Source organism: Pseudomonas cremoricolorata (assembly GCF_000759535.1).
Taxonomy (GTDB): domain Bacteria; phylum Pseudomonadota; class Gammaproteobacteria; order Pseudomonadales; family Pseudomonadaceae; genus Aquipseudomonas; species Aquipseudomonas cremoricolorata_A.
Window position 1 is genome coordinate 227454 of sequence record NZ_CP009455.1, and the last position, 20377, is coordinate 247830.

Genomic DNA, 20377 nt, shown 5'->3' on the forward strand with positions numbered 1-20377 from the left:
TGTACGGACTTTTGCAAATGCCTTTTTCAGTTGAATGAAGGCCTGCCTGTCGATCTGCACAATTGGCTGCCTGCCGAAGCGGGCAGCGTTGACCCCGCGGCAGCGGGGATCCTGGACTCGGGCGAACACGCCCAAGCCCTGAATGGGTTACAGCTTCGGCATGCCGCCGCCTGGCAGCATTCCGCCCAGCCCGCGCATCATCTTCGACATGCCGCCTTTGCTGGAGAATTTCTTCATCATTTTCTGCATCTGCTTGTGCTGCTTGATCAGCCGTCCGACATCCTGCACCTGGGTGCCGGAACCCAGGGCGATGCGGCGCTTGCGCGAGCCACTGAGCAATTCAGGATCGCGGCGCTCGGCCGGGGTCATCGAGTTGATGATCGCTTCCATCTGCTTGAACTGCTTCTCGGCCGCGCCCTGGGCATTGCCCATCTGCGACAGGTTGACGCCGCCGATGCTCGGCAGCTTGTCCATCAGGCCACCGAGGCCGCCCATATTCTTCATTTGCAGCAGTTGGTCGCGGAAGTCTTCGAGGTCGAAGCCCTTGCCCTTCTTCAGCTTCTTGGCGAGCTTGTCGGCCTTGGCCTTGTCGATGGTCTGCTCGGCCTGCTCGATCAGGCTGAGCACATCGCCCATACCCAGGATGCGCGAGGCGATACGATCAGGGTGGAACGGCTCGAGGGCTTCGCTCTTCTCGCCCATGCCGATGAACTTGATCGGCTTGCCGGTGATGGCGCGCACCGAGAGGGCAGCACCGCCACGGGCATCGCCATCGACCTTGGTGAGAATCACACCGGTCAGCGGCAGCGCTTCACCGAAGGCCTTGGCGGTGTTGGCCGCGTCCTGACCGGTCATGGCGTCGACCACGAACAGCGTTTCCACAGGCTTGACCGCGGCATGCAGGGACTTGATCTCGTCCATCATGTCGGCGTCGATGTGCAGACGGCCGGCGGTGTCGACGATCACCACGTCGATGTACTTGAGCTTGGCCTCGCGAATCGCCGCCTCGGCGATGGCTACCGGCTTCTGGCTGATATCGGACGGGAAGAAGGTCACGCCGATGTCGTTGGCCAGGGTTTCGAGCTGCTTGATCGCGGCAGGACGATAGACGTCGGCCGACACCACCATCACGCTCTTCTTCTTGCGCTCCTTGAGGTGGCGCGCCAGCTTGCCAGCGGTGGTGGTCTTGCCCGCACCCTGCAGGCCGGCCATGAGCACCACGGCGGGGGGCGCCGCGTTGAGCGCCAGCTCTTCGTTGGCCGCACCCATCAGGCCTTCGAGTTCGGCCTGGACGATCTTCACGAACGCCTGACCCGGGGTCAGGCTGCGCGACACCTCGGTGCCGACCGCACGTTCTTTCACGCTGTTGACGAAATCCTTGACCACCGGCAGGGCCACGTCGGCCTCAAGCAGCGCCATGCGCACTTCGCGCAAGGTGTCCTTGATGTTGTCTTCGGTCAGCTTGGCCTTGCCGGTAACGTGGCGCAGCGTCTGTGACAGGCGGTCGGTCAGGTTTTCGAACATGGTGATCCTTTCAGGCCCAGTAAAGCCGAGGGTGGTCAGGCAACCTGGTCCTCGATGAAAAGGCCCAGGGCACAGCAAGCCGGCGATTATAGCGCAGCGCACCGATTACGCACACCTCGGCGCTGACAGACGCACGCTTCGCTGATCCAGGCCGGCACAGCCGCAGCCACGCCGTCGCAGACTTCCTTGCCCGCCACCTTCTATGCCACACTCCGTTTCTTCAAGGGCTTGCCTGCCAGGACTTATGCTCTCTTCACCCAGCCTCATTCCCAATCTGCTCGCCGCCGGCCTCTACCTGCTGGCGACGCTGTATCACGCCATGCGCATTCGTCAGGGCTCGCGCGCCGACAAGCGCCTGCTGGGCCTGCTCGGCGGCCTGGCCGTGCTGGCCCAGGGCGGCGCACTGTTCTTTCAGCTGAACACTCCGCTGGGCCTGAGCCTGGACTTCTTCAGTGCCGCCAGCCTGATCGCCGTGGCGGTGATTGCCCTGACCCTGCTCGCCTGCCTGAGCATTCCGGTGGAGAACCTGCTGGTGCTGCTGTTCCCGCTTGGCGCGGTGACCGCGCTGCTGGCGCAGTTCGCCCCGGCAGGTACGGTACCGCTGACCAACGAAGAACCGGGCATCCTGGCGCACATCCTGCTGTCGATTCTCGCCTATGGCCTGTTCACCATTGCCGTGTTCCAGTCGCTGCTGCTGTTGCTGCAGGATTACCAGCTCAAGCACAAGCATCCGTCAGGCCTGATCCGCAACTTCCCGCCCCTGCAGACCATGGAAAGCCTGCTGTTCGGCTTCCTCTGGGCTGGCTGGGCGCTGCTCAGTGCCTCGCTGGTGTCGGGCTGGTTGTTCCTCGATAACCTGTTCGCCCAGCATCTGGTGCACAAGACGTCCCTCGCCTGCCTGGCCTGGGTGGTGTTCGGCGTACTGCTGTGGGGCCGTACGCGCCTTGGCTGGCGTGGGCACAAGGCGATCCGCTGGACCCTGGCCGGCTTCTGCCTGCTGATGCTGGCCTATTTCGGCAGCAAGCTGGTTCGCGAATTCATCCTGCACATCTGACCCTTGCCCATGTACACCCTGCCGCATGCCACCCTGCTCGGTATCCTGGCCCTGGCGCTGCTCTGGTCGGTGCTGTTGAGCACGGTCGACGCCGCCGCCCAAATACCCCCCGCCGATGAAGACGACGCTCCTGCGCTGCCTGCCCAGGCCCTGGTGCTTGGCGCCAGCCTCGGCAAGCTGCTGGTGCTGGGCCTGGCCTGCCTGGAGGGCTGGCGCCACTTCAGTGAGCACGGTTTCTGGCTGTCCGGTCTGGGCGCGGCGCTGACCCTGCTGGTGCTCAGCGAATACCTGCCGCGGCGTCTGGCCCGGCGCTACCCGCGCGGCTGTCTGAACCTGGGACGACAAGTGCTGCGCGTGCCGCTCTGGCTACTGCAACCACTGGCCTGCCTGCTAGATGCCTGCGCACGCCTGCTGCTGCGACCGCTGCGCCGGCAGGCCGCCCAAGCCACTGCAGTGGGCGCGACCGACGATCCGTTCGACGACCAAGCCAGCCCCGGCCCTGTGCGCCCTGGCATTTCCCGCGGTGTACAGGCCCTCGAAGGGGTCACCGTCAATGACATTCTGGTACCGCGCAACGATGTCGACGGCATCAACCTCGACGACCCGATCGAACGGATCAGCGCGCAATTGCTGGGCAGCCAGCACACTCGCCTGCCGGTATTCCATGCCGACATCAATCAGGTCGAGGCCGTGCTCAACATCAAGCTGGTGCGCCATTTGCTGAGCGCGGGCGCACTGACCAAGGACGCACTCCTGGCGGCCTGCCATCCGCCCTACTTCATTCCAGAAACCACACCCCTGCAATTGCAGCTGCTGAACTTTCACAAGCAGCAGCGGCGCATGGCGATGGTGGTCGACGAGTACGGCGAAGTGCTCGGCATCGTGACCCTAGAAGACTTGCTGGAAGAAATCGTCGGCGAGTTCGAGCAGGAACAGCACCTGAACAACCCGCACATCGAAACCCAGGCCGATGGCCGCTTCATCATCGACGGCGCCACCACCTTGCGGGAAATCAACCGCTGCCTGGGCTGGCACTTGCCCTGCGACGGCGCACCGAAGACCCTCAATGGCCTGGTCATCGAAGCCCTTGAAAGCATTCCCGAAACCGCTGTGTGCTTGAGGATCGGCCGCTACCGCCTGGAAATTCTCGAAACCCAGGACAACTGCGCGAGCAAGGTGCTGGCCTGGAACGTGGGTTCGTCGCTAGCGGCGCGGCGCTGAGTCCGCTAGTTCGTCGTTGAGCGTATAGCGGTAGCCCACGTCGAGGTCGCCAGCCGCCGGCCTGCTCCAGGTCTTGCGCAGCACGAATTCGAACGCCGGCTCGTACAGCTCGTCGCGCAGCACCGCTCCGGCCAGCACTTGCACCTCGTACCAGCCATTTTCCAGCTCGATCATCGGTCGCTCCGGCGCCTGGTAGCGCGCCAGCACATCACCGAGTGTCTTGTTGGTGAAGTGCTGCAACAACCGCCAGGTGAATAGCAGCACCGCGCCACTTTCCACCTGAAGAATGTACCCGGACCGGCGATGGCGCAGGCTGCTGCCTGCTTCGAGCAACGCCGGCGACTGCCCGTCGAGGGTAAAGATGATGCGATACGGCAGGTTTTCCACCCCTGCCAGCGGCAACACCACCCCTTCGAGCACCGCACGGTCGCCGCTGTCGCCGTGGGTGAAGGCATGGGCCAGATCATCGGGCAGATCGTGATCGTCCTGGAAACGCTTGAGGCGTTGCAAATCGGCGAGCAGGAAATAGTCGATCAGGTCGTTGAGCACGTCGCTGAATTCGTGGCGCATGGCGTTTCCTTCTTGTTCGAGGCGCCGTTGCAGCGCTGAAGGAAAATGTAGCGGATGCCCGCCGCGGTGTCGCGGCGGGCACGGGCTATCAGAACTCGACGCTGACCGCCTGTGCTGCGCGGCTGGCCTTGGCCCGCGCCGCCTCGATGGATTCATCGCGCGCCAGGCACACGCCCATGCGCCGCTGGCCGTCGATCTGCGGCTTGCCGAACAGACGCAACGCGGTATCAGGCTCGCTCAGCGCAGCGCCGAGATTGGCGAAGGCGGTCTGGGTGGAAGTGCCCTGGGGCAGGATCACCGCCGAGGCCGAAGGGCCGAACTGGTGTACCGCAGGAATCGGCAGGCCGAGAATCGCTCGCGCATGGAGGGCGAACTGCGACAGGTCCTGGGAGATCAAGGTCACCAGCCCGGTGTCGTGCGGGCGTGGCGAGACTTCGCTGAACCACACCTGATCCCCTTTGACGAACAGCTCGACGCCGAACAGGCCGCGCCCGCCGAGCGCATCGGTGACCGCCTTGGCCACCCGTTGCGATTCGGCCAGGGCCTTGGCGCTCATGGCCTGCGGCTGCCACGACTCCTGATAGTCGCCTTTTTCCTGGCGGTGGCCGACCGGGTCGAGGAAGGTGGTTCCCCCCACATGGCGCACGGTCAGCAAGGTGATTTCGTAGTCGAAATCGATGAAACCTTCGACGATCACTCGCCCGCCGCCCGCGCGCCCACCTTCCTGGGCGTAGGTCCAGGCGCTCTGCAGGTCGGCGTCGCTACGCAGCAAGCTCTGCCCTTTGCCGGACGAGCTCATCACGGGCTTGACCACGCACGGGTAACCGACATCGGCGACGCCCTTGGCATAGTCTTCGTAGGTATCGGCAAAATGGTACGGCGAGGTCGGCAGGTCGAGGTCTTCGGCGGCCAGGCGGCGGATGCCCTCGCGGTTCATGGTCAGCTGAGTGGCGCGCGCCGTAGGTACCACGGTAAAGCCTTCGCTTTCCAGCTCGACCAGGGTGGCCGTGGCGATGGCTTCGATTTCCGGCACGATGTAATGCGGCCGCTCGGCTTCGATTACCGCGCGCAGGGCCGCGCCATCGAGCATGTTGACCACGTGGCTGCGATGCGCCACCTGCATGGCCGGCGCGTTGGCGTAGCGGTCAACGGCGATCACCTCGACCCCCAGACGTTGCAGTTCGATCACCACTTCCTTGCCCAGCTCGCCGCAGCCACAGAGCAGTACACGGGTCGCGCTCGGCGACAAAGGGGTTCCGATACGGGTCATTAGAGGTCCTCTGAGACGGTCGGGATCGCGTGCAGGAAGCGCTGCCCGGGAGAAAAGGAGCGCCATTCTACACCATCGCCTCCAGGGGTCAGCCGGCCAGCGTCGCCTTACGGGCGCGCCAGCTCATCGCCAGCCACACCGCGCTGACTCCGGCGAACTTCGAGGCCATGGCCGTACCGACCACCGCTGGGGTGAGTGCGCCGATCATGCCGAAGAAGATGAAGGTATCGACCGGAATGCTCAGCGCCGAACTGAGCCAGAGGCGATCACGCAAAGGCCGGCGGGTGATGCTGAACACCAGCCAGTCGATCAGCTCGGAGAGGAAGAACGCCGTGGCGCTGGCCAGCGCGATGGCAGGCTCGGAGGTGATGTACGACAGCACCAGTGCGACCAGCATCGCCAGCAGCGCGCCGTGACCAAAGCGGGTCTGCACCATGTCGCGCAGGATGAACACCAGGCCGCCCCAGGCCGACCAGATGACATCCAGGTGCGGGGCGCTGGAAAAGGCGAAGTTGATCAGCACTACGCTGCTGATATAGGCGATGAGAAAAAGCATGACAGGAGACCTTCGGACAAGCCGCACAGGGTACTGGATTTCCTCGCCCCTGGCAGCTACCGGTCGACCTGCTCAGCCGCCGAGAATCAGCCCCGCCGCCAGCGCCCGCTGATGGCACAGCTGCAATACCTCACGGCGCTGCTGATCGCTCATGCGCGACCAACGGCTGATTTCCTCGACGCTGCGCTGGCAGCCGGTGCAGATGTCCTGTTCATCCAACGCGCAGATACTGACGCAGGGCGAGGCCACTGGACGCGCAGCTACTTCACTCATCGTCAACCACCAGATCGCGCGCATAGCGCTGGGCGTTGGCCACGTAATGGGCAGCACTGGCTTCGAGCATGCGCTTCTGCGCCTCGGTCAGTTCTCGGGCGATCTTGCCCGGCGAGCCGACCACCAGCGAGCCGTCGGGAATCACCCTGCCCTCGGGTATGAGCGCGTTGGCGCCGATGATGCAATGCTTGCCGATCCGGGCACCGTTGAGCACCACGGCGTTGATGCCGATCAGGCTGTAATCGCCCACGCTGCAGCCGTGCAGCATGGCGTTGTGCCCGACGGTGACGCCCGTGCCGAGGGTCAACGGCGAGCCCATGTCGGTGTGCATCACCACACCGTCCTGGACATTGCTGTCGGCGCCGATGTCGATCAGTTCGTTATCGCCGCGCAGTACCGCCCCGAACCAGACACTGGCGCGCGCCTGCAAGCGCACCTTGCCGATCAGCGTGGCGTTGGGGGCAGCCCAGCTGCTGGGATGGGCTTCGACACGCTGATCACCCAAGCGGTATTTCATGACGGATTCCTCACGGTGATGCCGATGACAGGGTGGGCCCCGCTCAGGATTGGACGAAACAGTCCGGCGGCTGGTGCAGGCTGATGCCGGCGTCGTACAGCAGGTTGACCAGCTCGACGATCATGATCGCCGACAGCCCCCAGATCTTGTAGTCGTCGTAGCGGTAGCTGGGCACGTACCAGCTGCGCCCCTGGTAGTCGATGCGGTGAGTGTGTTCGCGCGGGTCCTGGCGGAAGAACGCCAGCGGCACGCTGAACACCGCGGCGATTTCTGCGTCGTTGGGGCGATACTCGACATAGTCGGGAATCAACCCGACGAATGGCGTCACCTTCAGCCCGTGCAGGGAAATCAGCGGGCTCAATGGCCCCAGCACTTCCACCAGACCCGGCGGCAAGCCGATTTCCTCTTCGGCTTCACGCAGGGCGGTGAACACCAGGCTGGGGTCTTCCGGGTCACGTCGACCACCGGGGAAGGCCACCTCGCCACCATGGGTCGACAGGCCTTGGGCGCGCAGGGTCAGCACCAACTCAGGCTCTTCACAACGGGTGATCGGCAGCAGCACCGCAGCTTCCGGGAAGCGCCGGTCGACCTCCATCGACACGGGGCTGTGGCTGCTCATCCGCCGAACAAGCTCATCCAGCATCTGCACACTCTCGGTTCCAAGGCCTGCCGAGCATGATGCACCAAAAGCCGCAAGGCACCCAAGCCCCTGGCCAGCGACGGCTTGCCGTGGCAGACACGCACGCGCCAAGATAGGCGTCTCACTACAGGATTCCCAGCATGAAATTCTGCAGCGCCTGCGGCAACCCGGTCATCCAGCGTATCCCTGAGGGCGACAGCCGGCTGCGGTTCGTTTGCTCGTCCTGTCACACCATCCATTACCAGAACCCCAACATGGTCGCCGGCGTGTTGCCGATCCACGGCAGTCAGGTCTTGCTGTGCCGGCGCGCCATCGAACCGCGCCGCGGCTTCTGGACCTTGCCGGCCGGCTTCATGGAAAACGGCGAGACCCTGGAACAGGCCGCACGTCGGGAAACCGACGAGGAAGCCTGCGCGCGGGTGGATGAGGCGCATCTGTACCAGCTGTTCGACCTGCCACACATCAATCAGGTGCACGTGTTCTTCCGCGCCGAACTCAGCGACCTGGACTTCGCAGTGGGTGCCGAGAGCCTGGAGGTGCGCTTGTTCGAAGAACACGAAATCCCCTGGGACCACCTGGCATTTCGCACCGTGGCGCGCACCCTGCAATGTTACTATCGCGACCGCCTCGCGCAGTCTTATCCGGTCGGCCACGAATACGTGGCGCCGATGAACCTCGCCTCTTCCAACCCTCTTCCCCGGGAATAGCGTTCCATGCGTTGCTTGCTTGCTGTGATCTGCCTGTGTCTTGCTCCGCTGGCCCAGGCCGGCTTCACCGAGACCCTCATCCGCAAGCCGCTCGACAGCGTGGCCACCCCGCCTGCGGGCACCGCGAGCAAGGCACTGACCACCCAGTCGGTGGACAAGATCCTGGTGCTCAAATCCGAACGCCGCCTGCAACTGCTCAGCCGTGGCGAGCCGCTCAAGACCTATCGCATCTCGCTCGGCAAGCAGCCCAAGGGCGCCAAGGAACGTGAGGGCGACAAACGCACCCCCGAGGGTTTCTACTGGATCGACTGGCGCAAAGCCAGCACCCGCTACAACCTGGCCATGCACATCTCCTACCCCAACGTCAGCGACGCCGCCCGGGCTCGCCGCGAGGGCGTGGCGCCCGGCAGCATGATCATGATCCATGGCACGCCGATCAACGAAGACTACCCCGAGTGGTACTTCCACACCCTGGACTGGACCGAAGGCTGCATCGCCATGCGCAACGCCGACATGCGCGAGGTGTGGAGTCTGGTCAAGGACGGCACGATGATCGAAATTCGCCCATGACCTATGGGTCTGAATATGTGCAAGAGGAAAATTCCTACGGTGTTACCACTTTCGGCTGACGCCTAGGTCAGTACGGGACCGCAGCCAGTCCTCACGCCGCATTTTTAGAATCACCGCAAATAAAAAAGTACCACCCGGTACCTGATTGCGGGATTCCTCGATGTCGACGCCCTCCACCCGTTCGCTGCGACGCTTTGGTTCGTTACGCCTTCACGCCACAGGCCTGCTGCTGAGCCTTGTCGTGACCTCCCAGGGCATGGCAGACGATCTGGCCAGCCGTCAGTTGCGCGAGCAACACAATGCCCGACAGGCCGAACAGACCCAGCAGCGCCTGCAACGCTGGCAGCGCGAACGCAGCGAGCCGTCGGCCCCGGCAACGGCCAGCCCTGCTCTCGATGAACCGTGTCAGCCGGTCAGCGGCATCCGCCTGAGCGGCCATCGGCAACTCGACGACGCCCAGTTGCAGCGTATCGTCGAGCCTTATCTGCGCCCCTGCATGGGCGTTGCCGGTATCAATCAGTTACTGCGGGCCATTACCCAGCGCTACATCGACGCGGGTTATCCCATGGCGCGCCCGCTGCTGCGCAGTCAACCACAACGTGGCGAGCCGCTGGATATCGTCATCGTCGAGGGTTTCGTGGAGTCGATCGAGTTCGCCGATGACAGCCTGCCACTGTCGTTGCGCGGAGCCTTTCCCGATCTGCTCGGTGAGCCTTTGCACCTGCCCGACCTGGAACAAGGGCTGGACCAGCTCAACCGCCTGCGCGCCTTCGAGCTGGGCAGCGATCTGCTGCCGGGCGAGCTGGAAGGGGGGACGCGGGTGGTGGTCAAGACGTTGCGGCGGGAGGTGCCATGGCATCTGGACGTCCACCTTGAGAACCGTGGCAGTGATGCGAGCAGCCGTCATCAATTGGGCGTGGGCTTGGGCGTAGACAGCCCGTTCGGACTCAACGGCGACTTGCGTCTGAACCTGCACAGCACGGTATTCAATGCACTAGGGCAAGCTGAGATGACCAGCCTGAGCTACAGCGTGCCTTACGGTCCGTGGCGCTTTGCACTGGGCGCCAGTCAAGGATCTACGGTATCGCCCCAAGTCAATGGCTGGGGACTGGACATTGGCACCCACGGCACCAGTCAAACCGTTCTTTTCACAGCCGAGCGGACCTTGTGGCGCAACCAGCGCGGCTTGCTCAGCGCCGGTGTGCAGGTTAGTCAGGCGCGCCTGCGAAACCGCATCCTCGGCCAACGCCTGACAGTGCAAAGTCCTGATCTACTCAGCATCGACACCGGCCTGACGCTGTTGTGGCTGGAGCACGGTTTGTGGAACGCATCACTGGGCGTCAGACAAGTGCGTCAACGCCTGAGTGACTGGCGTAACCATCGGTCAAGCTCATGGCTGGACAAATACCGCGCCAGCCTTGGCTATTCGAGCGTGGGCAACGCCGACTCCAAACTGCGCTGGAGGAGCGAAGTAGCCCTTCAGTACAGCGCTGAGCGCCTTCCCGCTCTGGAACAACTGAGCCTGACCAGCTACTACGCCGTGCGCGGCTTCCGCCAGCTCAGCGTCAGCAACGCCAACGGCGCTGTCTGGCGCAACACGCTCGACCACACGCAACGGCCCCTGCCCTCCTCCCTACCCGCCCTGCACCTGCGCCCATTCATCGCCCTGGACCTGGGCCTGAGCCGCCGCGCACAGCGCGACACGGCCTACCGCCACCCCAGCGAACACGACTCGCAACGCCTCGCCGGCGCCAGTGCCGGTGTCGAGCTGCTGCTGCCCAAGCACAGCCTGCGCCTGGAATACCAGCAGCCGCTCTACGCCAGCGCCGTACCTCGCAGCGCACTGGAACCCGGTTTCTGGCTGTTCGAGCTGAACCTGAGCCTCTGATTCACCCACAACAAGAGAGACAACCATGACTGACCTCCGTCACCCCCCGCTGCGCGCAGACACCCTGCGCTGGACCATCTTCCTGTGCCTGGCCACCCCCGCCAGCGGCTTCGCCAACCCGGGCCTGGAGGCCGCCGCAGGCCCCGGTGGCACGCCTTTGATCAACCCCGGGCATGGCGTGCCGGTGATCGACATCGTCGCGCCCAACGGCCATGGCCTGTCGCACAACCAGTTCCTCGACTACAACGTCGGCGCTGCGGGTCTGGTGATGAACAACGCCCTGGAGCCGGGTCAGTCACAGTTGGCCGGCGCGCTGGCGGCCAACCCACAATTCCAGGGCCAGGCGGCTTCGACCATCATCAACGAGGTGATCAGCAGCAATGCCTCGCTGGTGGCCGGCGCCCAGGAAATCTTCGGTCGCCCGGCCGACTACATCCTCGCCAACCCCAACGGCATCAGCCTCAATGGCGCCAGCTTCATCAACACCACCCGCGCCGGCTTCCTGGTCGGCAAGCCGCTACTGGACGACCCGCAGCACATCCAGCTCGATACCCTGCACGCCAGTGGTCAGTTGTCGGTACTCGAAGGCGGCGTCAGCCATCCTGGCGGCGCGCTCGACCTGGTGGCGCCGAAGGTGGTTAGCCAGGGTCCGATCGACAATGGCGGCGAGTTGAGCATCATCGCCGGGCGCAACCGCCTGCTGGGTGACTCGCTGGAGGTGCTCGAACACCTGCCGGGCGAGCCGGGTGCCATCGATGCCAGTCTGTTCGGCGCCATGCGCGCCGGGCGCATCCGTATCGTCTCCACCGGCGAGGGTGCTGGCGTACGCCTGGGCGCGCCGCACCTAGAGGCCGATGAGGGCATCAGCGTCAGCTCGGCAGGCGCCCTGACAGTCGAAGGCAGCGCCCAGCGCAAGGCCCACTTGCAGGTCAAGCGCGGCGAACTCAAGCTCGGCGCTGCCGATGATCTTTCGATGAGCGCGGTGACCGGCAGCGCCGATCGGATCGACGTCAGTGCCGGCAAGAAGCTGACCCTCGACGGCAAGACCCGGGAAAAGGTCACCCGGCAGAACGAAGCCTGGAGCAACACGTTTCTCTTCGTCACCAACGAGACCTACAGCAGTGACACCACCACCACCGAGCGCAGCCAGCAAGGGGTGATGCTCAGTGCTCGCGACGAGGTCAATCTCAACGCCGGCAGTGACCTGCGCCTGACCGGTGCCACCGTCGAGGCGGGTCAGCAGGTGAGCGTGAAAGCCGCCGGCGATGTCGACATCGACGCTGCTCTCGACAGTCGCCGCACGCAGGTCGAGGTGCGTCACCGCAAGAACCTCTGGCGCGGTGACAAGGATACCGACCATTACGAGGAAACCGCCGACCCCAGTGTGCTCAAAGGCAATCAGGTGCTGGTCGATGCCGGCGGTGATCTGCACATCAAAGGCAGTCGCCTGGAGGCCGAGCAGCACATGGAGCTCAAAGGCCAGCATGTCGAAGTGGCGGACACCCAGGTACGCGATGAGCGCGGCCTCAAGGACTACCGCGGCGACCTGGTCTCCGGCACCTTCTTCGCTGACCGCCAAGGCAGTGACAGCAAGGCCAGCAACGCGGTGGGCAGCACCCTACGCTCGGAAGGTACGCTCAAGGTCACCGCGCAGCAGGCGACCATCCGCGGTAGCCAGGTGACCAGCCAAGGCGATGGCGTGGTGTACAGCGAACAGGGGCTGCTGGAAGTGAGTTCAGCCCTGAGCAAGCGCGAGCGCAGCGACACGCAAAGCGATAGCCAATTGTTCAGCCTGTTCGGCAGCAACAGCGAGAAACGCCAGAGCGATCAGCAAGTGCTGACCAGCGACGTTAACTCCACCAGCAATCTGCGCCTGGCCAGCGCCGGTGAAATGAAGATCGAAGGGGCGCGTATCGCCGCCGCCCAGCAACTGGAGATGAGCGCCGCTGGCGACCTGACCATCACCAGCGCCGCCAGCACCCACACCGGCGAAAGCCATCAGCAGCAGCGTGGGCTGAACGCATCGGCCGGGCAGACCCGCGAGGCCGACGGTGACAAACCCGGTTCGCGCCAGTTCGAGGCTGGCGTGGGCTATGAAGTGGTCAGCGTCGACGAGCGCACCCGCAGTACGCAACAGACCGGCAGCCAGTTGCAGGGCGCGAACGTTGTGCTCACTAGCGGTGAGACGCTACGTGTGGACGGCTCCAAGGTCACGGCCGAAGCAGGCGATCTGAAGGTCACGGCGCCGCGCATCGAGACCGGCGTCACCCGCAACGAAACCGAGCACGAAGAAACCACAACGCACAGCGGCGGCGGTCTGCAAGTGTCCGGCGGCATCGACAAGCTGGGCAGCCAGTTCGAAGGCCATCGCCTGCAAACCCGCATCGATGAACAGGACAGCACGGTGCAGCGCAGCGAACTGCGCGCCACTGGCGACATTACCCTCGACAGCAAGGAACTGGTCAACGAAGGCGCCCGCATCGAGGCCGGCAAGACCCTGCTGGCCACGGCCGAGCGCATCGAAAACCGCGCTGCCGAAGACACCCACAGCCGCGAGGAAACCATCCGCGACTGGCGCGGTAGTTTGGGCGCCAGCCTGGAATACCGCGACCTGACCCGGCCCATAGAGCGCCTGGTCGAAGGCAGTGAAGCGGCGCGTTTCCAGCAGGCCTCGACGGAAGATGCCATGAGCCCACCGAGCCTGGGCGCCGATGCAGGTCTTGCGCACCTGCGCAAAGACATCGAGCATACCGAGCACACCGCGCAAGTCACCGAATTGAGCGGCGCTGCGGTGCAGGTCAAGGCCGATCAGATTCTCGACATCGGCACCGACTACCGCGCCGATGAGGGCCAACTGCAGATCGATGCGCAAGAGCACCAGATGCTCGCCGCCTACGACCGCAGCAGCCATCGCGAGCACATCCAGCAGATCGACGGCACGCTCAGGGTCGACACCAGTACCGGTCAAGACATCAACGGCCGCATCACCGCAGGCGTGAGCCAGAGCGACACGGCCAGCGAACAGCTGAACGCTCGGGTCGGCAGCCTGCAAGGCCAGACCGGCGTGCAGGTGCAACTGGGCAGCGACGGTCTGTATGAAGGCACTCGCATCGACGGCGGCAGCGGCCCGGTCGTGGTCGAGGCTGCCCAGGGCCTGCAGTTCAGCACCGCGCTGGACAGCGTGAGCAAGGATCACACCCAGTTCGATGGCAGTCTGTGGAGCAAGGGCGGCAACCGCCCAGGCAAGACCGGCGTCGATGTTCGTGGCTACGCCGACTACCCCACCTACCAGTCGCAGGACCGCACAGCCCACGCGGCGCAGATCGATACCAGTGGCGCGGTGACCCTGCGCGGTGGCAGCGAGCTGAACCTCGAAGGTGTCCGCATCGGCACCCGTCAGGCACCCGTGGCGGCGACCACCCTGGAAAGCGCCGGCGTGGTGCAGGTGCTGGCCGGCGCCAACGAGCACAGTGCCAGCGGCAAGACCCTCGGCGGCGGCGCCGAGGTTGCTGCCAGTCAGGGCGCGATGAGCGGTGGTGGTCTGGGCGGTCACCTTACCAACGGCAAGATCGACGAGCAGAGCAGCACCGCGCTCGACCCGAGCATCCACACCAGCGGCACCTTGCGCATCGCCAGCCAGGCCCGGGAAGACCAGGCCATCCATCTGCAAGGCTTGCAGGCCAACGCCAAGGCCATCGAGCTCGAGGCCAGCAAGGGCGGCATGCTGATCGAGTCGTCGGCCAACCTTGAGCGCCGCGACAACCTGGAACTGACCGCAGGTGCCGGCTTCAGCCTGAGCAAGGCCGAGGCGCCCAGCGATGACATCCGTGCCCTGCATGGCCGGGTCAAGGTCGATGTCGACAAGCGCAATGAACACACCTTCAACGACAGCGCGTTGCGTGCCGATCAGGTGACCGTGAGCAGTGCCGGCGATGTCAGCATCGAGGGCGCCCGCATCGATGCCGACCAGGTGCGCGGCAGCGTCGGCGGTGACTTGCTGGTGGCCAGTCGCAAGGACGCGCGCGACAGCACCTCGGTGCAGGTCGATGCCCGTCTGAGCCAGGAAAAGAACCCCCAGGGCTACCTCAACGCCGTCAGCTCCCTGGCCGGTCCAGCGGCGGGCAAGGTCCAGGAAAAGGCTGGCGACACCGTGGCCAGCCTCGACCCGACCTGGTCGCCGACCCTCAAGGTCGACGTGCAGCGTCAGCAGAGCGACGGTGTCGCCCATGCCAGCGCAATCAAGGGCAATCAGGGCATCCGTCTTGACGTAGGCGGCGATACCCGACTGGTCGGCGCGCGTCTGCAGGCGCCGCAGGGCGCAGTGGAACTGGGCGGCGGCAACCTGTCGCTGGAAAACCTGCGGGGCCAGGACTACCGCCGCGACATCAACCTCGATGCCTCGAACTCTGCGGTCGATCTGGGTACGGCGGTGGCTGAAATCACCAAGAACCGCGGCGCGGCCGACGGCGACAATGCCGTGGACCTCGGTCTGATCCGTACCAGCGGTCACAGCAACAGCAGCGAATGGCAGGCGGGCATCATCGAGCAGCGCCGTAGCGAGTAAGCCGCAGTCGTTGTCCACGGCAGATCGTTGCCGTGGGCAATGAGCCAAACCACACCAGTTTCTGTCATCAGCCTTTAACCGCACCGTCACAGAACCATCACACCCCCTGCCTAGAGTCGCGGTTCTCGCAACCCGCCCAAGAACAAGGACACCCCGATGAGTCGAGACAGCGGCGACAACCTCAACCGTAACCGCAGCGCCAACCTGCCCATGGCCGACGTCATGCAGGCCCACCTGAGCCGGCGCAGCATGCTGCGCGGAAGCCTTGGTGCGGCCGTCGCCATGATCGCCGGCGCAGGGTTAGGGGGCAGTCTGCTGGCCCAGGCCGCCAGTCCCACACTCGCCCCGACACGGCCTACTACCGCCAACGGCAAGCCAGTGCGACTGGATTTTACGTCGATCCCAGGCTCGCGCACCGATGCCTGCACCCTGGCCGCCGGCTACAGCGCTTATGTCCTGGCGCCCTGGGGCACCCCGCTGAACGATCAGGCCCGGCCTTGGCAGGCCGATGGCAGCAACACTGCCAGGGATCAGGCAAACGCCATGGGTATGCACCACGACGGCATGCACTTCTTTCCCCTCGATGGACGCAGCGACGATGGCCTGCTGGCGATCAACTTCGAATACATCGACCCGGCGGCCCTGCACCCACACGGTCCGACCAGCACTGCCGACGGTAAGCGTCCTGCCGAAGAAGTGCGCAAGGAAATCAACGCCCACGGTGCTGGTGTGGTCCGCCTGAGCAAGCGCAACGGGCGCTGGCAGGTGATCGACAACGACCCGCTCAACCGCCGCTTCACCACCGCCTCACGCATGCTCATCGCCGGCCCCTTGCGCGGCAGCGAGCACGTCAAGACCCGCTACTCACCCGACGGAACCCACTGCCGCGGCACCAACAACAACTGCGGCAATGGCTATACACCGTGGGGCACCTACCTGACCTGCGAAGAGAACTGGCCGACCATCTTCGTCAACAAGGCGCCGCTGCCCGCCGACCAGGCACGCTTGGGCGTCGCCACCTCCAGCGGCCAGTACCGCTGGGAAAGTGCCGCGGGTGATGCCAGCGAAGCGCAGGACGAGTTCGCCCGCTTCGACATCACCCCACGCGGGGCGGGCGCCGCCGATGACTACCGCAACGAAGCCAGCACCTTCGGCTACATCGTCGAGATCGACCCCTACGACGGCCAGGCGCTGGCCACCAAGCGCACCGCCCTGGGCCGTTTCCGCCACGAAGGCTGCTGCCCAGGCCGTGCCGAAGCCGGCAAGCCGCTGGTCTGGTACATGGGCGATGACTCCAACAACGAGTACCTGTACAAGTTCGTCTCCAGCGCACGCTGGGACCCGGCCGACGCCAATCCCCACGACCGCCTCGCCACCGGCGCCAAGTACCTCGACCATGGCACGCTCTACGTGGCGCGCTTCGATGCCGACGGCAGCGGCGTCTGGCTGGCGCTGGAGAGCACCAGTCAAACCACCGACGGCAGCACCCTTGGCACGCGCTTCGGCGATCTGGCCAGCATCCTGCTCAACACCCGTGGTGCCGCCGACGCCGTCGGTGCAACGCCCATGGATCGCCCCGAGTGGACCGCCGTCAACCCGCTCAACGGCGACGGTTACGTGACCCTGACCAACAACAGCGTGCGCACCCCGAGCACGGTCAACGCGGCCAATCCACGCGGCCCCAACCGCCACGGTCACATCGTGCGCTGGCATGACAGTGACGACCAACGAAGCTTCACCTGGGATATCTTCGTCTTCGGCGGCAACGCCAGCGGCGCCGCCGACATCAACCGCTCGGGCCTGAGCGAACTCAACCAGTTCGCCAGCCCCGACGGCATGCGCTTCGATAGCCGTGGTGTGCTGTGGTTCGAGACCGACAACAGCGAAACCACCCTCACCGACTACACCAACGACCAGTTGCTGGCGGTAGTCCCTACGCAGTTGCTCGACGCCGCCGGTCAACAGGTGCCGATCGACGCCAGCAACCAGGCCGACCTGCGCCGCTTCTTCGTCGGCCCCAATGGCTGCGAAGTGACCGGCATCGCCTTCACCCCCGACAACAAGACGCTGTTCGTCAACATCCAGCACCCGGCCAACTGGCCTAGCAGCGAGCGGGCGACTGACGTCACTGCGCCAGGCCACAGCGTCAGACCCCGCTCGGCAACGGTGGTGATCCAGCGCGACGATGGCGGTGAGATCGGTACGGCGTGAGACCGGAACAGGCTTCCCGGGCAACCCGGCAGGCACGCTGAAAATGGTTGCACTGCGTTAGGAAGGAGCCTGCTGGGGTGTGGGCCGATGACCTCAAGGGCGAAGGAACGCTCTGATTGATCACGAACCCGTTCCAGCGCCCAACACCTGTTTGCATGATGAGCGCCATTCAACAAGGAGCTCATCATGCACGACACCCCTTCTTTCCATAGCCGCTTCGCCCTCGAACAACTGCAGCGCATCGCTGCGCAGTTCTCCGCCAAGTCGTTCGAGGCGTTGACGGTCGCGGTGTTCGGCCGTCGCGTTTCAGCCGAACAATACCTCAAGCTGCACAGTGATCTGCTCGCCGATGCCTTGCCCAATCCCGGGTACCGAGTACTTGACGACAGTGACGCCAGCGGCGCGGTCTACGATCCGGCAGACGGTACGATCCAGCTGCCGCGCAGTGTCATCGAACAGGCCTTGCAAGACTCGCAAGCCAGCGCACCACTGCTGGTCAGCCTGATCGAAGCATTCGGTGATTACTTGCGGACCGGATTGCACGACAGTGACATCGACCAGGCGGCTGCGGTCGATGCGCTGTTCGAACCCTCTGAACCCAGCACTGCGGGCCAGCGCTATGCTGTGTTCGCCTTGGTACATGATCCCGTTGTGCAGGGCGAACTGGCCTTCGCCGAATACACCAGCAGCGAACTGACGGCCAACTTGATCCTGACCTTGCCAACCAACAGCGCCGCCCCGAGCGAGGTCGATACGGTCGATGCCGCACCGGCTTTGCTGGCCTCTCGTCTGTTTGGGGCAGGAGAAGGTAACGGCACCCATTCGTTCGGACATGGCCGTATCGCCAAGGCGCTGGGCAATGTCGGCTTCACCCGCGAGCAGATCGATGCCATCTACTTCGGCAATTGGCTGCGTGACTACTCGCAATTGGTCGATCCCAAGATCGTTCGCACCCAGGATGCCCCCAAGGATTTCCCCTCCAAGCTATCCAGAGAAGTCCTCACCGAAGTGGTGGATCTGCTGGCACTCAAGGAGTTTCATCACCTGCAGCAAGACGACAGAGGTCGCGCGTTCTACACCGTCACACCCCAGGTGCTCGGCGTGTACAAACCCTCCGAGCATATCGACAATCCACTGACCCTCGATGCCGACGCCAAAGATCCCCGGAGCATCGATCCGGACTTCGAGCCCCTGGTGCTGGCCGACAGCCCGCAGGCTCAGATCGATGAGCAGCGCGCCATGCGCCGACACATCGATGACGCCGTCGACTTCATGTACAACAAGATGATTGAGGCCATGTCCGAAGGCCCAACCCCGAAAGGCTTGCGTGAGTTCGGCGCGGGTCTTCACACCCTCGAGGACTTTTTCGCCCATTCGAACTTCGTCGAACTGAGCCTGCGCAAGGTCGGCCACGACAAGGTGCTGCCCTGGGTCTGCGGGGTCGAGAGTCAGCGCGAACACCCTGTAATCACCGGGCTGTTCGGCGGCCTCGATGTCCTGGCAAGCGTTGCCGAGCCCATGGCCAAGGTGCTGTTCCCTGCCAACGGCCATATCTACAAACCCATCGAACCCGGCGCGCGCAGCGACCAAGAGCAGATGTTGCTGATTCTGCTCAAGGAGCACCCGAATCCGAAGTTGCGCGAGGATCTGGTCACCGCGTTGGAGTTTCGCGACAAACTGGCAGACAACCCACTGCTGAAATACTCCGCGCTCGCCAAATGGGCCCTGACCCTACCGTTGGCGCTGCTCGGTAGCGCACAGGATGTGGTGCTGAAAAATCTGCTGACCTGGGCGGGTGATCAGATCGACGATATCCAGACACTCTTGCAGAACGATCCCAACGTCAAACCCGGCACCTATGCCACTCACTCGCAACTGGCCAAGGACCACGATACGCACCCCTTTCATGAACTGGCCGCATTGCTGGCCGCCTATGCGGTCGAGCGGGTGGGTTGGTCCATGCACGCCTATTGGGCCGGCGATCATGATCGCGATCCGGCCACTGTGGCGAAGAGTTTCATCGGCCACCCGGACGTCGACGACTGGCAGGATGAAATCGTGGCGACGTGGGCGAACGCCCATCCCGACGCGATCACTGCTGGCGAGTCTGCAGACGAATTGACCCGCCGCAAACGCGAAATCAGCGAGCAGGGCCGCGCGCGGCTCAAGGAAATGGATCAGAAACATTCGCTCAACATCATCGATGTCACCGAGGCCGGTGCAGGCTTGATCGGTTGATCGCACGCTGTGGGGCGGGTTACTGCCTTTGCCGGCGAACGTACCGCGCCCTTTGAGCGGCGCTCGAGCGGGCTGCCTTGCGACTGAATGCAGCCCGCTGTCCTCATCCGGCGCAGCGGCCGATAGCAGGGCGACTCGCGAACCAGTCGAGGCCCTGCACTTCGATCCAGAACGGTGCAACGCAGAAGCCATCGATCTGCTGCGCTGGCGCAGCGTGAAGCGCCAGCGGTTGTAGCGCGCAACGCCGCCAGCAGCAGGCGATCAGCGAAGTTCATTGGTCACCTGTACAGCACGCCGAGCCGTGTCGTCAGTCCGGCAGACGTGGTGAACCGCGTCGTAGCGTTTCTTGAAGGTATCCAACGATCCTTGCATTTCAGGCGCTTCGGTCAAGGTGGGTCAACTCAGCGACATCCACATGAGGCTCTGTACGAAGAGTTCTGAGACGCCGGGGAGACGGCGCGCTGCGCCTTGAACTGTCGCGGCACTTGATACAATTAAAACACCGCCGATCCGACAGTCGCAGTATCACGTGCATCGCCCAGTTGACACACTAAAAGTCCACCTGTAGTTTCGC

At 64.3% G+C, this 20377-nt stretch carries 15 protein-coding genes; 8 read left to right on the forward strand and 7 right to left on the reverse strand.

From position 1 onward, the window contains the following. Nucleotides 1-147 precede the first annotated feature (147 nt). On the reverse strand, nt 148-1524 hold the full coding sequence (gene ffh, locus LK03_RS01080) for a signal recognition particle protein (RefSeq protein WP_038410703.1): 1377 nt from the start codon (nt 1522-1524) through the stop codon (nt 148-150). A 244-nt stretch (nt 1525-1768) separates the two neighbouring features. On the opposite strand from ffh, the gene LK03_RS01085 reads away from it, so the two are divergent. Together LK03_RS01085 and LK03_RS01090 are read left to right on the forward strand one after the other, a co-directional pair. Further along, complete coding sequence (locus LK03_RS01085) at nt 1769-2578, forward strand: cytochrome C assembly family protein (RefSeq protein WP_038410704.1); 810 nt, start codon at nt 1769-1771, stop codon at nt 2576-2578. 9 nt (nt 2579-2587) lie between these two features. After that, nucleotides 2588-3799 (forward strand): transporter associated domain-containing protein, encoded by a 1212-nt coding sequence (locus LK03_RS01090; RefSeq protein ID WP_038410705.1) that lies wholly within the window; start codon nt 2588-2590, stop codon nt 3797-3799. Here LK03_RS01090 and LK03_RS01095 read toward each other — a convergent pair. The 6 genes from LK03_RS01095 to LK03_RS01120 form a co-directional block, all read right to left on the reverse strand. Further along, entirely contained in the window at nt 3782-4369 is a 588-nt protein-coding gene (locus tag LK03_RS01095; protein WP_038410706.1) for a hypothetical protein, read from the reverse strand. The genes LK03_RS01090 and LK03_RS01095 overlap by 18 nt on opposite strands. Nucleotides 4370-4457: 88 nt before the next feature. Further along, nucleotides 4458-5639, reverse strand: a complete 1182-nt coding sequence (gene purT / locus LK03_RS01100) for a formate-dependent phosphoribosylglycinamide formyltransferase (RefSeq protein ID WP_038410707.1) — start codon at nt 5637-5639, stop codon at nt 4458-4460. Nucleotides 5640-5727: 88 nt separating this feature from the next. Continuing rightward, nucleotides 5728-6195, reverse strand: a complete 468-nt coding sequence (locus tag LK03_RS01105) for a VUT family protein (protein ID WP_038410708.1) — start codon at nt 6193-6195, stop codon at nt 5728-5730. 72 nt (nt 6196-6267) lie between these two features. After that, complete coding sequence (locus tag LK03_RS01110; RefSeq protein WP_038410709.1) at nt 6268-6468, reverse strand: DUF1289 domain-containing protein; 201 nt, start codon at nt 6466-6468, stop codon at nt 6268-6270. Then, on the reverse strand, nt 6461-6985 hold the full coding sequence (locus tag LK03_RS01115) for a gamma carbonic anhydrase family protein (RefSeq protein WP_038410710.1): 525 nt from the start codon (nt 6983-6985) through the stop codon (nt 6461-6463). The genes LK03_RS01110 and LK03_RS01115 overlap by 8 nt, the downstream gene beginning before the upstream one ends. A 43-nt stretch (nt 6986-7028) precedes the next feature. Beyond that, a complete protein-coding gene (locus tag LK03_RS01120) occupies nt 7029-7628 on the reverse strand; it encodes a CoA pyrophosphatase (RefSeq protein WP_038414546.1) in 600 nt (199 codons plus the stop codon). A gap of 137 nt (nt 7629-7765) precedes the next feature. Here LK03_RS01120 and LK03_RS01125 point away from each other — a divergent pair, with 137 nt between their 5' ends. From LK03_RS01125 to LK03_RS21545, 6 genes are all read left to right on the forward strand, one after another. After that, complete coding sequence (locus LK03_RS01125) at nt 7766-8332, forward strand: NUDIX hydrolase (protein ID WP_038410711.1); 567 nt, start codon at nt 7766-7768, stop codon at nt 8330-8332. A gap of 6 nt (nt 8333-8338) precedes the next feature. Next, entirely contained in the window at nt 8339-8902 is a 564-nt protein-coding gene (locus LK03_RS01130; protein WP_038410712.1) for a L,D-transpeptidase family protein, read from the forward strand. Nucleotides 8903-9062: 160 nt separating this feature from the next. Continuing rightward, complete coding sequence (locus LK03_RS01135; protein ID WP_081951524.1) at nt 9063-10790, forward strand: ShlB/FhaC/HecB family hemolysin secretion/activation protein; 1728 nt, start codon at nt 9063-9065, stop codon at nt 10788-10790. 25 nt (nt 10791-10815) lie between these two features. Further along, on the forward strand, nt 10816-15354 hold the full coding sequence (locus LK03_RS01140) for a hemagglutinin repeat-containing protein (protein ID WP_038410713.1): 4539 nt from the start codon (nt 10816-10818) through the stop codon (nt 15352-15354). Between the two features lie 156 nt (nt 15355-15510). Continuing rightward, nucleotides 15511-17565, forward strand: a complete 2055-nt coding sequence (locus LK03_RS01145; RefSeq protein ID WP_038410714.1) for a PhoX family protein — start codon at nt 15511-15513, stop codon at nt 17563-17565. A 186-nt stretch (nt 17566-17751) separates the two neighbouring features. Further along, a complete protein-coding gene (locus tag LK03_RS21545) occupies nt 17752-19803 on the forward strand; it encodes an HET-C-related protein (RefSeq protein ID WP_049870401.1) in 2052 nt (683 codons plus the stop codon). Nucleotides 19804-20377 lie beyond the last annotated feature (574 nt).

Bases quoted from the DNA above. Each gene is read 5' to 3' on its own strand.
- LK03_RS01125 (WP_038410711.1), top strand. From the start codon at position 7,766: ATGAAATTCTGCAGCGCCTGCGGCAACCCGGTCATCCAGCGTATCCCT.
- LK03_RS01095 (WP_038410706.1), bottom strand. From the start codon at position 4,369: ATGCGCCACGAATTCAGCGACGTGCTCAACGACCTGATCGACTATTTC.
- LK03_RS01130 (WP_038410712.1), top strand. From the start codon at position 8,339: ATGCGTTGCTTGCTTGCTGTGATCTGCCTGTGTCTTGCTCCGCTGGCC.
- LK03_RS01105 (WP_038410708.1), bottom strand. From the start codon at position 6,195: ATGCTTTTTCTCATCGCCTATATCAGCAGCGTAGTGCTGATCAACTTC.
- LK03_RS01120 (WP_038414546.1), bottom strand. From the start codon at position 7,628: ATGCTGGATGAGCTTGTTCGGCGGATGAGCAGCCACAGCCCCGTGTCG.
- LK03_RS21545 (WP_049870401.1), top strand. From the start codon at position 17,752: ATGCACGACACCCCTTCTTTCCATAGCCGCTTCGCCCTCGAACAACTG.
- LK03_RS01110 (WP_038410709.1), bottom strand. From the start codon at position 6,468: ATGAGTGAAGTAGCTGCGCGTCCAGTGGCCTCGCCCTGCGTCAGTATC.
- LK03_RS01145 (WP_038410714.1), top strand. From the start codon at position 15,511: ATGAGTCGAGACAGCGGCGACAACCTCAACCGTAACCGCAGCGCCAAC.
- LK03_RS01090 (WP_038410705.1), top strand. From the start codon at position 2,588: ATGTACACCCTGCCGCATGCCACCCTGCTCGGTATCCTGGCCCTGGCG.
- LK03_RS01085 (WP_038410704.1), top strand. From the start codon at position 1,769: ATGCTCTCTTCACCCAGCCTCATTCCCAATCTGCTCGCCGCCGGCCTC.
- purT (WP_038410707.1), bottom strand. From the start codon at position 5,639: ATGACCCGTATCGGAACCCCTTTGTCGCCGAGCGCGACCCGTGTACTG.
- LK03_RS01140 (WP_038410713.1), top strand. From the start codon at position 10,816: ATGACTGACCTCCGTCACCCCCCGCTGCGCGCAGACACCCTGCGCTGG.
- ffh (WP_038410703.1), bottom strand. From the start codon at position 1,524: ATGTTCGAAAACCTGACCGACCGCCTGTCACAGACGCTGCGCCACGTT.
- LK03_RS01115 (WP_038410710.1), bottom strand. From the start codon at position 6,985: ATGAAATACCGCTTGGGTGATCAGCGTGTCGAAGCCCATCCCAGCAGC.
- LK03_RS01135 (WP_081951524.1), top strand. From the start codon at position 9,063: ATGTCGACGCCCTCCACCCGTTCGCTGCGACGCTTTGGTTCGTTACGC.